This is a genomic window from Micromonospora sp. NPDC049044, from assembly GCF_040649215.1.
In the GTDB taxonomy this organism is placed as follows: domain Bacteria; phylum Actinomycetota; class Actinomycetes; order Mycobacteriales; family Micromonosporaceae; genus Micromonospora.
The window spans coordinates 50,000-63,392 of record NZ_JBEZFA010000041.1; the positions used below are offsets into that span (position 1 = coordinate 50,000).

The 13,393-nt window shown below is 74.1% G+C and carries 15 protein-coding genes; 12 read left to right on the plus strand and 3 right to left on the minus strand.

Annotated elements, in window-relative coordinates; all coding sequences use genetic code 11:
- From AB0B85_RS27485 to AB0B85_RS27535, 11 genes are read left to right on the plus strand one after another with little or no spacing between them, the layout of a single operon-like run.
- Nucleotides 1–486, plus strand: a complete 486-nt coding sequence (locus AB0B85_RS27485) for a phage tail protein (RefSeq protein WP_357411853.1) — start codon at nt 1–3, stop codon at nt 484–486.
- Nucleotides 461–1,930 carry a hypothetical protein gene (locus tag AB0B85_RS27490; RefSeq protein WP_357411854.1) on the plus strand — a complete coding sequence of 490 codons (1,470 nt, stop codon included), beginning with the start codon at nt 461–463 and terminating at the stop codon, nt 1,928–1,930. The genes AB0B85_RS27485 and AB0B85_RS27490 overlap by 26 nt, the downstream gene beginning before the upstream one ends.
- Nucleotides 1,930–2,856, plus strand: a complete 927-nt coding sequence (locus tag AB0B85_RS27495; RefSeq protein WP_357411855.1) for a hypothetical protein — start codon at nt 1,930–1,932, stop codon at nt 2,854–2,856. Before AB0B85_RS27490 ends, AB0B85_RS27495 begins: the two co-directional genes overlap by 1 nt.
- Entirely contained in the window at nt 2,853–4,445 is a 1,593-nt protein-coding gene (locus AB0B85_RS27500) for a contractile injection system protein, VgrG/Pvc8 family (protein WP_357411856.1), read from the plus strand. The genes AB0B85_RS27495 and AB0B85_RS27500 overlap by 4 nt, the downstream gene beginning before the upstream one ends.
- Complete coding sequence (locus AB0B85_RS27505; RefSeq protein ID WP_357411857.1) at nt 4,445–4,783, plus strand: hypothetical protein; 339 nt, start codon at nt 4,445–4,447, stop codon at nt 4,781–4,783. Before AB0B85_RS27500 ends, AB0B85_RS27505 begins: the two co-directional genes overlap by 1 nt.
- On the plus strand, nt 4,780–5,214 hold the full coding sequence (locus tag AB0B85_RS27510) for a GPW/gp25 family protein (RefSeq protein WP_357411858.1): 435 nt from the start codon (nt 4,780–4,782) through the stop codon (nt 5,212–5,214). Before AB0B85_RS27505 ends, AB0B85_RS27510 begins: the two co-directional genes overlap by 4 nt.
- Complete coding sequence (locus tag AB0B85_RS27515; protein ID WP_357411859.1) at nt 5,211–7,853, plus strand: putative baseplate assembly protein; 2,643 nt, start codon at nt 5,211–5,213, stop codon at nt 7,851–7,853. Before AB0B85_RS27510 ends, AB0B85_RS27515 begins: the two co-directional genes overlap by 4 nt.
- Nucleotides 7,834–8,349 carry a phage tail protein gene (locus AB0B85_RS27520; RefSeq protein WP_357411860.1) on the plus strand — a complete coding sequence of 172 codons (516 nt, stop codon included), beginning with the start codon at nt 7,834–7,836 and terminating at the stop codon, nt 8,347–8,349. The genes AB0B85_RS27515 and AB0B85_RS27520 overlap by 20 nt, the downstream gene beginning before the upstream one ends.
- Nucleotides 8,346–9,269 carry a hypothetical protein gene (locus AB0B85_RS27525; protein ID WP_357411861.1) on the plus strand — a complete coding sequence of 308 codons (924 nt, stop codon included), beginning with the start codon at nt 8,346–8,348 and terminating at the stop codon, nt 9,267–9,269. The genes AB0B85_RS27520 and AB0B85_RS27525 overlap by 4 nt, the downstream gene beginning before the upstream one ends.
- The gene (locus AB0B85_RS27530; protein ID WP_357411862.1) at nt 9,266–9,727 is read left to right on the plus strand and encodes a hypothetical protein; all 462 of its coding nucleotides are present in this window, start codon (nt 9,266–9,268) and stop codon (nt 9,725–9,727) included. The genes AB0B85_RS27525 and AB0B85_RS27530 overlap by 4 nt, the downstream gene beginning before the upstream one ends.
- A gap of 43 nt (nt 9,728–9,770) precedes the next feature.
- Nucleotides 9,771–10,553 carry a hypothetical protein gene (locus AB0B85_RS27535; protein WP_357411863.1) on the plus strand — a complete coding sequence of 261 codons (783 nt, stop codon included), beginning with the start codon at nt 9,771–9,773 and terminating at the stop codon, nt 10,551–10,553.
- Nucleotides 10,554–10,584: 31 nt separating this feature from the next.
- On the opposite strand, the gene AB0B85_RS27540 is transcribed toward AB0B85_RS27535, so the two are convergent.
- Nucleotides 10,585–10,959, minus strand: coding sequence for a cupin domain-containing protein (locus AB0B85_RS27540; RefSeq protein WP_357411864.1), 375 nt, complete (start codon nt 10,957–10,959; stop codon nt 10,585–10,587).
- A gap of 154 nt (nt 10,960–11,113) precedes the next feature.
- Nucleotides 11,114–11,503 carry a nuclear transport factor 2 family protein gene (locus AB0B85_RS27545; RefSeq protein WP_357411865.1) on the minus strand — a complete coding sequence of 130 codons (390 nt, stop codon included), beginning with the start codon at nt 11,501–11,503 and terminating at the stop codon, nt 11,114–11,116.
- A 35-nt stretch (nt 11,504–11,538) separates the two neighbouring features.
- Here AB0B85_RS27545 and AB0B85_RS27550 point away from each other — a divergent pair, with 35 nt between their 5' ends.
- Nucleotides 11,539–12,348 carry a helix-turn-helix transcriptional regulator gene (locus tag AB0B85_RS27550; RefSeq protein ID WP_357411866.1) on the plus strand — a complete coding sequence of 270 codons (810 nt, stop codon included), beginning with the start codon at nt 11,539–11,541 and terminating at the stop codon, nt 12,346–12,348.
- On the opposite strand, the gene AB0B85_RS27555 is transcribed toward AB0B85_RS27550, so the two are convergent.
- Nucleotides 12,335–13,255 carry a PmoA family protein gene (locus tag AB0B85_RS27555; protein ID WP_357411867.1) on the minus strand — a complete coding sequence of 307 codons (921 nt, stop codon included), beginning with the start codon at nt 13,253–13,255 and terminating at the stop codon, nt 12,335–12,337. The genes AB0B85_RS27550 and AB0B85_RS27555 overlap by 14 nt on opposite strands.
- Between the last annotated feature and the right edge of the window lie 138 nt (nt 13,256–13,393).

Here is a 13,393-nt window from a genome sequence, read left to right on the forward strand (position 1 = left end):
ATGCCCACCCCCGCCACCCCGCAGCAGCCCGGCGCCCCGGTCGACCCGTACCGGGCGTACAACTTCCGGCTGCTCATCAACGGCGTCACCAACGGCCACTTCACCGAGATGACCGGGCTGGAGGTGAACATCCCCGGGCAGCCGTACCGGGAGCACGGCCTGGGCCGGATGCGGATGGTGCCCGGCCAGGCCGAGTACGAGCCGGTGACGCTGCACTTCGGCCTCACCGCCTCCCGCGAGCTGTGGGACTGGGTGAACGCCACCGCGCAGGGCACCCTCAACCGCCGCAACGTCTCGGTGGTGCTGCTCGACTCGGTAGGGACCGCCGAGGTGCTGCGCTGGAACCTGATCGACGCCTGGCCCACCAGGTGGCGCGGCGCGCACCTCAACACGCTCAGCCACGAGATCGCCATCGCCGCGTTGACCCTTCGCTATGAGGGCCTGGAGCTGGAGACCGGCGGTGCCACCGCGCCGACACCCGCGTAACTGGCTGGCCGGTCGGCTGCGCTCGGCGGCCGGGGCGGTGCAGCGCCTCGCCGGATGGGTCGAGCCGGCCGGGCACCCCCCACCGCCGGACGCGCCGACGGCGGCCCCGCGCCGCTTCGGCGAACCCCCACAACACTGGCTGGACCTGGTTGCCGCCCACGCGCCCGGCCTGCTGCACGATGTGGACCTCGCCCGGTCCCCGCACGACTCCGACGACGCCCCGGTCGCCGACCAGCCCGGCGACACCGGGCTGACCGGCGTCGATGCTGCCGGACCCACCGGGCACGGCCCGTCCGGCAGCACCACGGGCGCGCGGGGCAGCACCAGCGCGACGGGCCCCGCCGCCGCCGGGGGGCGTGGGTTCGCGGGGCGGGGCGGGACGCGCCCGGCGAACCGGACCGGGCGGTCGGACCGGGCGGCACCGCCGGCCGCCGACCCGAGGACCGGCGACGCCTACCCAGCCGGCCCGGGGACGGGCAACGCCTACCCAGCCGGCACAGGGACCGGCGACGCCTTCCCAACCGACCCCGGGACGGGCGACGCCGGACCGGGCGGCACCGGGGTCGGCGACGCTGGCCTGGCCAGGACGAGGACCGGCAACGCCGGACCGGGCCACACCGGGACCGGCGACGCTCACCCGGCCGGCACGAGGCTCGGCGACGGCGGCTCGGTCGGCGGCTCGGCGCCTCGCGTGCCGGCGCTGCCGGACACCTCGTTCGGGCGTGGCGGGCCGGGCGCAGCAACAGGGCCGGAGGGGTCGGTGCGACCGGACGGGTGGGGTGACGGCATGTCCGCGCCCGCCCGCACCCCGCGCCGCGCCGCCCGCGTACCCCGTGGTTCCCGATGGTCGGACCCCACCGGCGGTGGCGGACCGGGTGCTCCGCGGCCCGTCCCCGCGGACCCGGCCGGCTCCGGCGACGGCCAGTTCCGGAGTCGACCCGGGTCGGCGGACCACCGACGCGGGTCTCCGGCCGGCCCGGCACCGGGCCGGGCCCGGACGTCGCGACCGGGCGTCGCGGCGGGTTCGGGGCCGGCACCCGACCCGGCCGACGAGGACACGGCGTGGCCCGGGTCGGCGGGCTCCACAGTGCCGTCAGGTGTCCGGGGCACGACGATCGACGGACCCGCCACCGGCGAGTGGCCCTGGCCGGCACTGCCCGACGAAGCGGCACGGCCCCGGCCACCGGGCGGAGCACCGCTCGGACGGTACGTCGACCAGAGCGCCGCGCCCGGCGGCCGGACCTGGACCGGCGGCGGGTGGCACGACCCGAGCGACGGTGGGCGGTCGACCGGCACCGAACCACGGGCGGCGACCCCGGTCGGCTCGCCGGTGCCCGACCGGTGGCCGGCGCTGCCGGACGACGCGACGCTGTGGACCGTGCCGGCCGACGCGCTGGACACCGCCCAACTCGGTCGACTCGACCGGGAACAGGCGGGTGGCTGATGGAGCGCGTCGCGTTCCTCATCGACTCCTCCGGCGAGCGGGTGGACTGCCTGCTCAACCCGGAGACCGTCCAGGTGACCCGGCTCGCCGGGGTACGCCACCGGGGTGCCGGCGGTGGGCAGCTCACCGGGTCCGAGTTGGCCGACGACCCGCTTGTCTTCACCGGCGGCGGCCGGACCGAACTGGTACTCGACCTGCTCTTCGACGTCGAGTTCGTCCAGGCGCAGGTGCGTCCGGCCGACGTCCGGGTGCTCACCCGTCCGCTGTGGATGCTCGCCGAGAACTCGGCAGTCGAGCATGGTTGGCTGCGTCCGCCGCTGGTCCGGTTGGTGTGGGGAAAGACCTGGAACGTGCCCGGCGTGATCGTCGCGGTGGCGGAGCGGTTCGACGCGTTCACCGGCACCGGCTCGCCCCGGCGTTCCTGGCTGCGGATGAAGCTGGTCCGCGCCGCCGAGACCGCCGACCAGGCCGAGGCGGGGTTCGCCGAGGAGTTGGCCGCGGCGAGCACCCCGACCGCCGCCCCGGGCACCGCGGTGATCGCGGCCGGCGACGGCGCGGCGGAGCCGGGCCGTTCCGGCGTACGGTTCGACCTGCTCGCCAACGACGCGCTCGGCTCGCCGCTGCGGTGGCGTCTGCTTGCCGAACACAACCGGATCACCGACCCGCTCGCGGTGCCGCCGGGCACCACCCTCGCCGTACCGCCGACCGCCGCGACCCGGGCCGGCGACGGTCTGACCGGTGGCAGCCCGACCGGCGGTCCCCCGGGGGTCGGGTCGACGTTGGCCGGCACGGTGGCCGGGATGGCTCGGACGGTGGCCGGTGCGGTACGCACGGGAGCCTCGTTCGTCGGCGCCGCGCTCACCGACCCGGCGGCAGCACCGGTCACGACCAGCGGTGGTCCCGGCAACCCCGGGGGTACGCCGTGACCAGCCTCGCACCCCGGGCCCTGATCGTCCTGCTGGACGGCGCCGAGCTGACCGGCGCGGTTCGTCAACGGATCCGCTCGCTGCGGGTGGCGGCCCGCCTGAACCAACCCACGCAGGCGGAGCTGGTGCTGGCCACCTCCGTCGGGGTCGGCGCGTTCGAGCCGGCGGTACGCCCCGGCACGGCACTCGACGTCCGGCTCGCCGACCAGGCCGACACCCTGTTCAGCGGGGAGGTCACGGCCGTGGAGGTCGAGTACGCCGGCGACGGCGCGGCAGTGCTGCGGCTGCGGGCGTACGACCCGCTGCACCGGCTGCGCAAGCGGCAGGGGTTGCGGGTCTTCACCTCGGTGACCGCCGTCGAGCTGGCCCGTGAGCTGTGCGACGCGGTGGGGCTGACGGTGAGCGCGGAGGTCGACGGGCCACGGCTGGACCGGTTGGCACAGCACCGGCACAGCGATCTGGAGCTGTTGTGCGAGGTGGCCGGCCGGGCCGGGCTGCACCTGGCCGCCGACGGCGACACGCTCCGGCTGGTCACCCTCGCGGGCTACGGAGACCCTGTCGCGTTGGCCCTCGGTACCAGCGTGCACACCCTGCGCCTGGCCACGAACGCCGACCAGGCCAGCGGTGCCAGCGCCGCGTTGGGCTGGCACCCGCAGCGGGCCGAGGTGATCAGCCAGCGGGTCGACGAGGCGCGGTGCGGCCGGCCGGCGTTCGACCGACCGGACCCGGCCGACGTCGGCGCCGGCGGGGTCCGCACCGCCGTCGACCAGCCCGGCCGCAGCGACGACGAGTTGGCGGCGCTGGCCCAGGCGCGGCTGGACAGCCGGGCGGCCACCCTGGTCACCGCCGAGGGGGTGGCCGAGGGCGACCCGGCGCTGCGGCCGGGCCGTCGGGTCGAGTTGAGTGGTGTGCCCGACCCGGTCGCCGGGACGTACGTGCTGACCGAGGTGGTGCACACGGTCGACGGCAACGGACATCTGACCCGGTTCTCCACGGTGCCGCCGACCATCCCGGCGGCCCCGCCCGGCGCGGCGGTGGTGACCCTCGGCACCGTCACCGACGTCGCCGACCCCGACGGGTTGGGTCGGGTCCGCCTGACCCTGCCGACGTACGGGGACCTGGACGTCGGCTGGCTCGCCGTGCTCTGCCCCGGCGCGGGGCGGGGCAAGGGGCTGGTGGCGCTGCCGGATCCGGACGACACGGTGCTCGTGGTGCTCCCCGGTGGCGAACCGGCCTCGGGCATCGTGCTCGGTTCGCTGTTCGGCGCCGTCGAGCCGTACGACGCGGGCATCGACGACGGGAAGGCCCGCCGCTGGACGATGCGCACCGCCGGCGGGCAGTCGATAGTCGTCGACGACGTGCGGCGCAGCCTGCGGCTGGCCACCGAGGGTGGCAGCTTCCTGGAGCTGACCCCCGACCTGGCCACCCTGCACGCCGCGTCCGACCTGGTGATCTCCGCGCCCGGCCGGGCCATGGTGGTCCGCGCCCGCAGCGTGGACTTCCTGCGTGCCGAGTCGAGCGAGGACCCGACCACCGCGGCGCGGCAGGCCGGTGCGCTGGCCCGCGCCCACCACGAAGGAGGCGGCTGATGCGCTGGATCCACAGTGACTCCGTGATCACCTGCGATCACGACGGTCGGGTCGAGAACCGACCCTCGCAGCGGTGGGTGACCATCACCGGGGTACCCGTGCTCGTCGACGACGACCCGCAGGGCCGCGACATCACGGCCTGCCCCAACTACGGGCCGACGATCAAGCCGTGCGGCAAGACGGTGAGCGTCCGGGTCGGCTACAGCGACTGGCTGCGGGTGGACGGGCAGCGGATCCTGCTGTCGCACCTGGAGGGGTTCACCGACGGCACCCCACCGGGGCTGGTCCACCACACCGTCCGGGATCCCCGCCAGCGGTTCCTGGGGGCGGACCGGTGAGGGCGTTCCGTTTCGTCGGGGCCGGCTTCGACGCCGGGCGCGGCGGCGGCCCGGCCCTCACCGCGGCCGGCGGCCTGGCGATGACCGAGGGCGACGAGAGCGTACGGCAGGCGCTGTTCCTGCTCCTGTCGACGACCCCGGGCGAGCGGCTGATGCGCCCCGGGTACGGCTCCCGGTTGCACCGGCTGGTCTTCGCGCCCAACGACGACACCACCGCCGGCCTGGCCATCCACTACGTCCGGCAGGCCATCGTCCGGTGGGAGCCGCGGGTCGAGGTGATCGACGTCGACGCCGGGCCGGATCCGGACGACGCGTGGCGGCTGGTGATCCGGTTGGACTACCGGGTGCGCGCCAGCCTGACACCCGGGCAACTGATCTTCTCCGTGGACCTGCTGCCCGCCGACGAGCCCGTGCAGGGAGAACAGTCATGACGCTGCCCGTGCCGCACCTGGACGATCGCGGTTTCCTCGACCTCGTCACCGAGGCCCGGGAACGGATCCGGCAGTCCTGCCCGGGGTGGACCGACCTGTCGGCGCACGACCCCGGGATGGCGCTCGTGGAGGCGTTCGCCCACCTGACCGAGGTGATGATCTACCGGTTGAACCAGTTGCCGGAGAAGGCGTACGTCTCGTTTCTGAACCTGCTCGGCGTCACCCGGCACGCACCGAGCGCGGCCTGGGCGGACGTCCGGTTCACCCGCACCGGCGGCGACCAGGCCGCGATCCGGATCCCGGCCGGTCTGCGGGTCGCGGCGGCGCGCGGCGCGGATCCCCGGCCGGTCGTCTTCGTCACCACCGAACCGGCGCTGCTGCCCGCCGACGAGACGTCGGTGACGGTACGGATGCACCACTGCGAACCGGTCGAGGCGGAGTTGCTGGGCATGGGCACCGGCCAGCCGGGGCAGGTGCTGCGGGCCGCGAACGCGCCGCTTGCGCACACCGCCGAGCCGCTTGACCTGCTGCTCGGTGTGGAGGTGCCGGCCGGCAGCGTGGAGTTGGGCGCGGCGGCCCGGGAGCACGACGGCCGCACCTTCGAGATCTGGCGGCCGGTGGACAGCTTCGCCGGGCTCGGCGCGCAGGCCAAGGCGTACCTGGTGGACCGCTGCTCGGGCACCGTCACCTTCGCCCCGGCCCTCGACCTGCGGCCGCCCGCCGGGCAGGCCACCCCGGCGGGCGCCCCCACGCCGGTGAGCGTGGCGGCCGTGCCGCCGGCCGGGCGGCAGGTCCGGCTCTGGTACCGCGCCGGTGGTGGGCCCACCGGCAACGTGGCGGCGGGCACCCTGACCAGCCTGCGTGACCCGCTACCCGGGGTACGCGTGGACAACCCCGCACCGGCGGCCGGTGGCCGGGAGGTGGAGGCGTTGGAGTCGGTGCTGCTACGCGGCCCGTACGAGTTCTTCGCCCAGCAACGGGCGGTCACCGCCCGCGACTTCGAGGTCCTCGCCACCAGCTCCGGCGCGGTGGCGCGGGCTCGGGCGTTCACCCGGGCGGCGGTGTACAGCTTCGCCCGGCCCGGTGAGGTCGAGGTGGTGCTGGTGCCGTACGTGCCGCCCACCGCCCGCCCCGGTGGCCGGCTGCCGGTGTCGGTGCTGCGCGAGCACGAGGTGCCCGAGGCCCGCCTGCGGGTGGAGGCGGACCTGGAGGAACGCCGGATGGTCGGCATCCGGTCCCGGGCCACCTGGGCCCGGTTCAAGGCGGTGTCGGTCCGGGCCCGGGTGGTGGTCCGCCGGGAGGAGGACGTGGACGCGGTCCGCCGCCGGATCCACGACCGGCTGCACCAGACGTTGAGCCCGCTGCCGACAGCGCTCAACCCGACCGGTTGGCCGTTCGGCGAGCCGTTGCGGGCGTCGAACGTGTACCGGCTGCTGGAGCACGCCGAGCCGGGGGTGCGTTACGTCGAGTCGGTCCGGTTCGTTGTCGACGAGGCCCCGGACGCGGACGTGCGCGCCCTCGCCGTCGACAAGTACCAGCCGCGCACCTGGTACGCCGGGCGCGGCCCGGTGTTGTTCCGGTCCAGCAACGGCGCTGCGGGGTGGGAGCCGGCCGGCCGGTTCGACGACGAGACGGTGCTGCGGGTGGCGCCCGCGCCCGCGCCGGTGCGGCCCGGCATCGTCGCGCGGCCCGGCTCGGTGGCAGTGGTGACGCTGCGCGCCTCCGGTGGCTCCCGGGTGCACCTGAGCACCGACCTGGGTGAGACGTGGTCGCTGCTGACCGACCTGGATTCGCGGATCTCCGACGTGGCCTGGCTGGACCGCGACGGCGCCGGCGCGCTGCTGGTGGCCACCGACACCGGCCTGTACGAGGTGTCGCTGCTGCCCGGGGCGGTGCCGTTGCAGATCCTTGTCGACCCGTCCGACGCCGACCGGGGGTTCTACGCGGTGCGCGCGTTCGTCTCCGAGCGGGGTGCGCCGGGGGTGGCGGTGGCCGCGCAGGCCAGCTTCGGGGTGTACCTGTCGACCGCCGGCGGCCGACCGGGCAGCTTCGTCCACGTGGGTCTGGCGAACGTGGACAATCGGGTGCTCGCCGTGCAGTACGACGGCCCGGCGACGCTGCTGTGGAGCGGCGCCGGCGAGCCGGACCCGAAGAAGCCCGGCCAGGGATGCCACCGCACCCGGCTGTTCGAGTCCGATGTGAAGTGGCAGCCGATGCAGGCCGGTTGGATCGGCGGGACCTGTCGCGACCTGGCGTTCGCCGGCCAGCTCGCGGTGGCGGCGACGCAGAGCGGCGGGGTGCTGCGGCTGGACACCCTGGGCGCCCAGCCGCAGTGGCAGTCGGTGTCGGTCAACTGCGGGTTGCCGCTGCGCGACCGGACCCGGTTCGTGCCGGTGGACGCCATCGCCGTGGGTGGTCCGGCCGACGGTGCGGCGGGCGCCCCGGCGGCCGGGCCGGCGGAGCGGCTCTTCCTGGCCGGCGGCGAACGCGGCGTGCACCGCAGCGCCAACGCGGTGGACTGGTCGCCGAGCGCCAACCAGGCCACCGCCGACGTGGTGACCGTCCCGGATACCTGGCTGCTCTGCTCCGGCGAGCACGACATCGAGGTGGTGCGCCAGGATGCGACGTTCGGCGATTGAACGGCTGCTGCCCGCCGCCTACCAGCGGGCCTGCGTACCCGGCAGTGTGCTCTGGGCGCTGCTGGACGTGATGGAGGGGCTGCACGCCCCGGACGAGGCGATCCTCGCCGAGGTGGACGCCCTGTTCGACCCGTACCGGGCGCCGGACGGGCTGGTCGTGCGGCTGACCCGCTGGGTGGCGCTGGACCACGTGGTGGCCTCGCCCCGACCGGACGCCCCGCTGCCGCTGCCGGTGGGCCGGCTGCGCGACCTGGTGGCCAACGCCGCAGTGCTGGCCCGGTGGCGCGGCACCCCGTACGGCATGCGGCGGGCCCTGGAGTTGGCCACCGGGATGCCGGGCTTCGCGATCGACGAGCCGACCGAGCGGCCCTTCCACGTCGTGGTGCGCGTCCCGGCCGCCGCCGCCGACCAACTCGCCGTGATCACCCGCATCGTCGAGGCCGAGAAGCCCGCCTCGACCACCGTCGAGATCGTTCTGGAAGAGGAGTCGTCATGACCACCGAATGGGCGGTCGTCGCCGCCGCCGAGCAGTTCACTCTCGACCCGCTCAACAGCGGCGAGCTGACCTTCACCGTCTCCAACCCGGGCAACGCCCCGGACACCGTGGTGTTCGACGTGGCGCCCGGTGACGGCTCCCAGCGGGCGTGGTTCACCGTCGCCGAGCCCCAGCGGGTGGTACCCGGGCAGGGCTCGGTGTCGTTCCTGGTCAAGCTCGCCGTGCCGGCGGGCACCGCGCCTCGGCGCTACGACATGACCGGGTTCGCCTACTCGGCGAACACCGCGCCGGAGGAGAGTTCCCGGTCCAGCGGTCGGGTCACCTACGAGGTGCGGGCGGTCGCGCCGCCCCGGCGTACCCCGTGGTTGTGGATCGCCGCGGCGGCGGCGTTGGTGCTGGTGGTGGTGGCCGTGGGGGTGGTCCTGCTGACCCGCGACCCGGGTCCGGCCGACCCGCGGGTGGTGACCGTGGAGGCGGAGAGCCTGGTCGGCGGCGCGACAGTGGAGTCGCCGAAGAAGAGCGGGGCGAAGGTGGAGGCGCAGCCCAACTGCTGTGCGGTGGTGTGGTCCGGGGACAAGCAGCTGTTCTTCCAGGGGCTGGCGATCGGTGACAAGGTCACGGTGACGGTGCAGATCCCGGCCGACGGCACCTGGCGCTTCGCGGCGGTGCGCACCACCTCGTTCGACTTCGCCAACACCGTCTTCACCATCGACGGCAACCAGGTCGGCGGCACGTTCCTCGGCTTCACGCCGACGGTGCGCAAGACCGAGCTGCTGGACGTCGGCACCGTCCAGCTCAGCAAGGGCGCGCACCAGGTCACGCTGCTGGTGGTGGGCAAGACGCAGGGCACCAACCGCTACTTCGCGGGTGTCGACCTGATCCGGTTCAGCGAGGTCGTGTCACCGGCCGCCGCCCGATGAGCGGCCGGCAGAAGGCGGTGCTGGGGCTGGTCGCCGTGCTGCTGGTGGCGCTGTTCGCGGTGGCGGTCGGCGTGGGCGGCGACGACCGGGGTGATCCGGGCGCCCGGCACGGGTTCGTCGACCGGTTGGCCGCGCTGGGCGGTGAGCGCGCGGCGGTGGACCCGGCCACCGTCGACGCCGACTGCGCCGACGGGACGGGTCGGTTGACGTTCTCCGGCAGTTGCGTGGTGCGGGTCGCCGACCCGGGTGGGCTGCGCACCCTGGTGCTGCGCAGCGCGGCACGGTTCACTGTCGTCGCGCCGGCTCCCGGCGACGCCGACCTGACCATCCGCGACGAGGTCGAGCCGGCGCCCGACGGCACCGGCGCGGTGGCGAAGGTCGCCGTCGACAAGGCCACCGAGGTGGGCCTGAGCTGCCCGGGCCTCGGTGGCTGCACGGTCGTCGTGGCCAGCTCCTGACCCGATCACCGTGGCCACGTAATGGCCCGATCACCGTGGCCACGTGGTGGCCGGAGAGGAAGGCGTCGCCGTGGGTGACCTGCGTAAACCATTCCTGCTGCTGGCGATGCTCGCCATCGTCCTGGCGATCGGCGTGGAGCTGGGCGCCGGGCTGCTGCTGGGCGGCGGCGACGCCGGCGCGGCTCTCGCGGACAGCGCGGGCGCGCTGGAGGTGAACCTCGACGACGTGTCCGAGGTCAGCGAGCCGTCCGGCCGGGCCACCGGCTACCTGGCGTTGATCGACGCGGTGGCGGTCTGGAGCACCGGGCTGTTCTGCCTGGGCATGCTGCTGCCCGAACGCGTCCAGGGCCGGGTGCAGGGCGTGGCCGGCCTGATCTTCTCGATCATCCTGATCATCGTCGGCCTGGTCGCGCTTGTCGTCGCGTTCGTGGAACTGTCCATCATGGTGTCGCTGTTCCTGGCGGTCCCGTTCGGCACTGTGGCGTACCTGGCGCTGTGGGGGTTCTTCCCGGTCGGCGAGGCGGCAGTGCTGCTGGGGCTGGTGCTGCTGCTCAAGCTGGTGTGGGCCGGGCTGTTGGTGCTGGCCCAGCCGCGCTTCCTGCAGAACAAGGGCCTCGTCCTGCTGATCCTCACCACCCTGCTGTGCACTGTCGTGCTCGAGTTTCTGCACCACCTGGTGCCGGTGATCCTGGTCAGCATCGTCGACGACGTGGCGGCACTGATCTTCGCGGTGATCGCGATCATCTGGGGGCTGGTGCTGCTGATCGGGTCGATCCCGGCGATGGTGAAGGCCATCCGGGTCACCGCCGCGCTGCCGGCCCGGTGACCAGAACCTGGCGGCCGGCCCCGTCCGGGGCTCACTCCACCTTGGTGAGCAGTGGCTTGCCCTTTTCGACGACGTAGGTGGCCAACTCGACAGCGATGCCGTCGCCGACGTTGCGGGCCTGGTGGTGGACGCCGTAGGGCACGGTGAGCGCATCACCGACGTCGCACACGATCGGTGGTTGGCCGTCGAGGGTGTATTCGAGGGTGCCCTGGAGAACGCAGATGATCTCTTCGCCGGGGTGGAAGTGTTTGAACGGCGGCGAGTCCGGGGTGAACTCCACCCGGCTCTGGATGACCTCTCGTCCGGGAATGCTGAGATCGTGTCGCTGGAGGTCGACGCGCCACAACCCGGGTGCTCCCTCCACCGCTGTCGGACTGATGCCCTTCGGTCGATCCCCTCCGCTCACCACGGCCCCCTGTACGCCGTCGCGCAGACGGCACCCGCTCCGGTTGGCATATCCGCTCGAGGATATGGGGCCACCGACCGGTCCGGGGCGGAGATGACCGACAAGGGCGGCACCCGACGTGGCGGCGTGCGTCGTGGGCCGCGTGGACACCCGGTCACTGCCGAGCCGGATCCCACCACGTCAGATTGGCGGTCGCCTGGGCGACCGGTTCGATGATCTCCCACACCTCGGCGATCGACCCGTCGGCGATCCGCAGGACGTCGACGACCACGATCTCCGGTCCGCCGTCGGGCAGCCGACGTCGCGAGTGCACCACGACGTGGTCGCTGTCGGCCAGCAGGTGGAGGACCTCGACCCGCATGCCTGCGGTCGGGCTCAGCGCGGCGCGGACCGCGGCGAGCCATTCCGACTTGCTGGAGCGGGTCGAGTCTGGCCGGTGGTGGACGAAGTCCTCGGTCAGCAGCGCGCCGAGCGCGTCGACGTCGCCCGTCTCGGCCAGTCCTGCCAGGGCCCGCTGGACAATGATCTTGTTTTCGGTGCTCATGGCCGCAAGTGTTTCGCCGGCCCCGACGGTTGTCGATGACATCGCACTTCATGGTGTTCGGCGCGAAGCTGAGTACCCTCATGATCGTGTATGCGGTCGGGGACCTCCTGCGGCAGTGGCGGCGACGCCGGGGGCTCAGCCAACTCGACCTGGCGATCGCCGCGGATGTCTCGGCCCGGCACGTCAGCCTGGTCGAGACCGGCAAGTCCACGCCGAGCGCGGACATGATCCTCCGGCTCGCCGATCAGCTCCACGTGCCGCTGCGTGAGCGCAACCGGTTGTTGCTCGCCGCCGGCTTCGCACCCCGCTACCCGGAGCGCCCACTCGACGACGCCGCCCTGTCGGCTGCCCTCGACTCGGTCCGCAGGGTGCTGCGGGCGCACGAGCCGTATCCGGCACTGGTCTTCGACCGGCGGTGGAACATCGTGCTGACCAACAGCGCGATCGACCCGTTCTTCGCGCAGGTCGCCCCCGAGCTGTTGCGGCCACCGGTGAACCTGGTGCGGCTGGGCCTGGACCCACGCGGGTTCGCTCCCCTGGTCGTCAACCTGGCGGACGTGCGGGCGGTGTTCCGCAGCCGGATCTCGCGGCAGCTCGCCAACGCTCCCGACCCGGAGCTGACAGCGCTCTACGAGGAGTTGCTGAGTCCCGAGGACCCGGACGGCCAACGGGTCGACGCCGACGTGGTGATCCCGATGATCCTGCGGATCGGCGGACGTGAGCTGCGGCTGTTCTCGACCATCACCACGTTCGGCACTCCGGTGGACATCACGATCGACGAGATCGCTATCGAGTCCTACTACCCGGCGGACCCGGAGAGCGCCGCCTATTTCACGAAGGAGTAGCACCGTCCGAGCGACAAGGGTCGACGCTGGCGGCCAGGGCCGCGGCGGCGGCGCGGTCGAGCACCCCGTCGGCGACGACCACCGCGTGCCGGCCCCGCCGGCTCGTGCCGGCCGCGATGGTGACCGGCCGCTCGAACGCGAACGACACCCCCACGCCCGGGTACATCGCGGTCCGCGTGAACCACCTGTCGCCGTCGCCGAGACCGGTGAAGACCAGGGTGTACGCCCGCCCGTCCGGCCCGGTGCCGGCGAGGGCGACCCACGGTTCGGCGCACCCGTTCACCGCCTCCTCCCCCGTCGCCGAGGCGCTGAACACCCAGGCGGGCCGGGCCGAGACCGCCCGCCAGAAGAACCCGCCGTACCCGGCCCGGTCCGGGCGGCCGTTTGTGGTCGGGCTGCCCAGCCGCACGTCCTGCCCGGCCGGGGCCCGCAGCGTGTAGTCCACGTCCAGCCGCCAGGCCGGCACGTCCCTGGTCAACGCGACCGCGCTGAGCCGACGGTCCTCGGTGAGCAGCACCGACGCCTGCGGGTCGCGCCATTCGAGCCGGTGCGCCAGCCGGTCGGCGGACCGCTGCGACCAACCGGTGTGCACGATCCGCCCGTGGTCGGCCCGCCAGGTGTAGCCCACGTCGCGGACGTAGCTGCGCCCGCCCCAGAGGTTGGCGCCGTTGACGTCCGGCACGGCCAGGGAGGCACCGAGGTGCCAGACGTGGTCGGCGGGCAGCGCGTCGGTGACCACAGTGCCGCCCAGGGTGCGGACCGGATGCAGGTACGGCCGCGGTCCGTGCCGCACGTCAAGCGCCGGGTCGACAACGTACCGGGCCACCTCCGTGCCGCCGACCACCAGCCGCGCCGGCTGGTGCTCGCCGTCGCCCGCCGGCAGCCGGGACCCGGGACCGGCGCTCACCGTGACTCCCGGTCGGCACGCGCCGGCTGCCGACCGGCGACGGCCACCGGCTGCCGACCAGCGACGTGCGCCAGCGGCGAACCGGCGACGGTGACCGGCTGTCGACCGGCGGCGTGCGCCGGTGCCGGCCGACGGCCG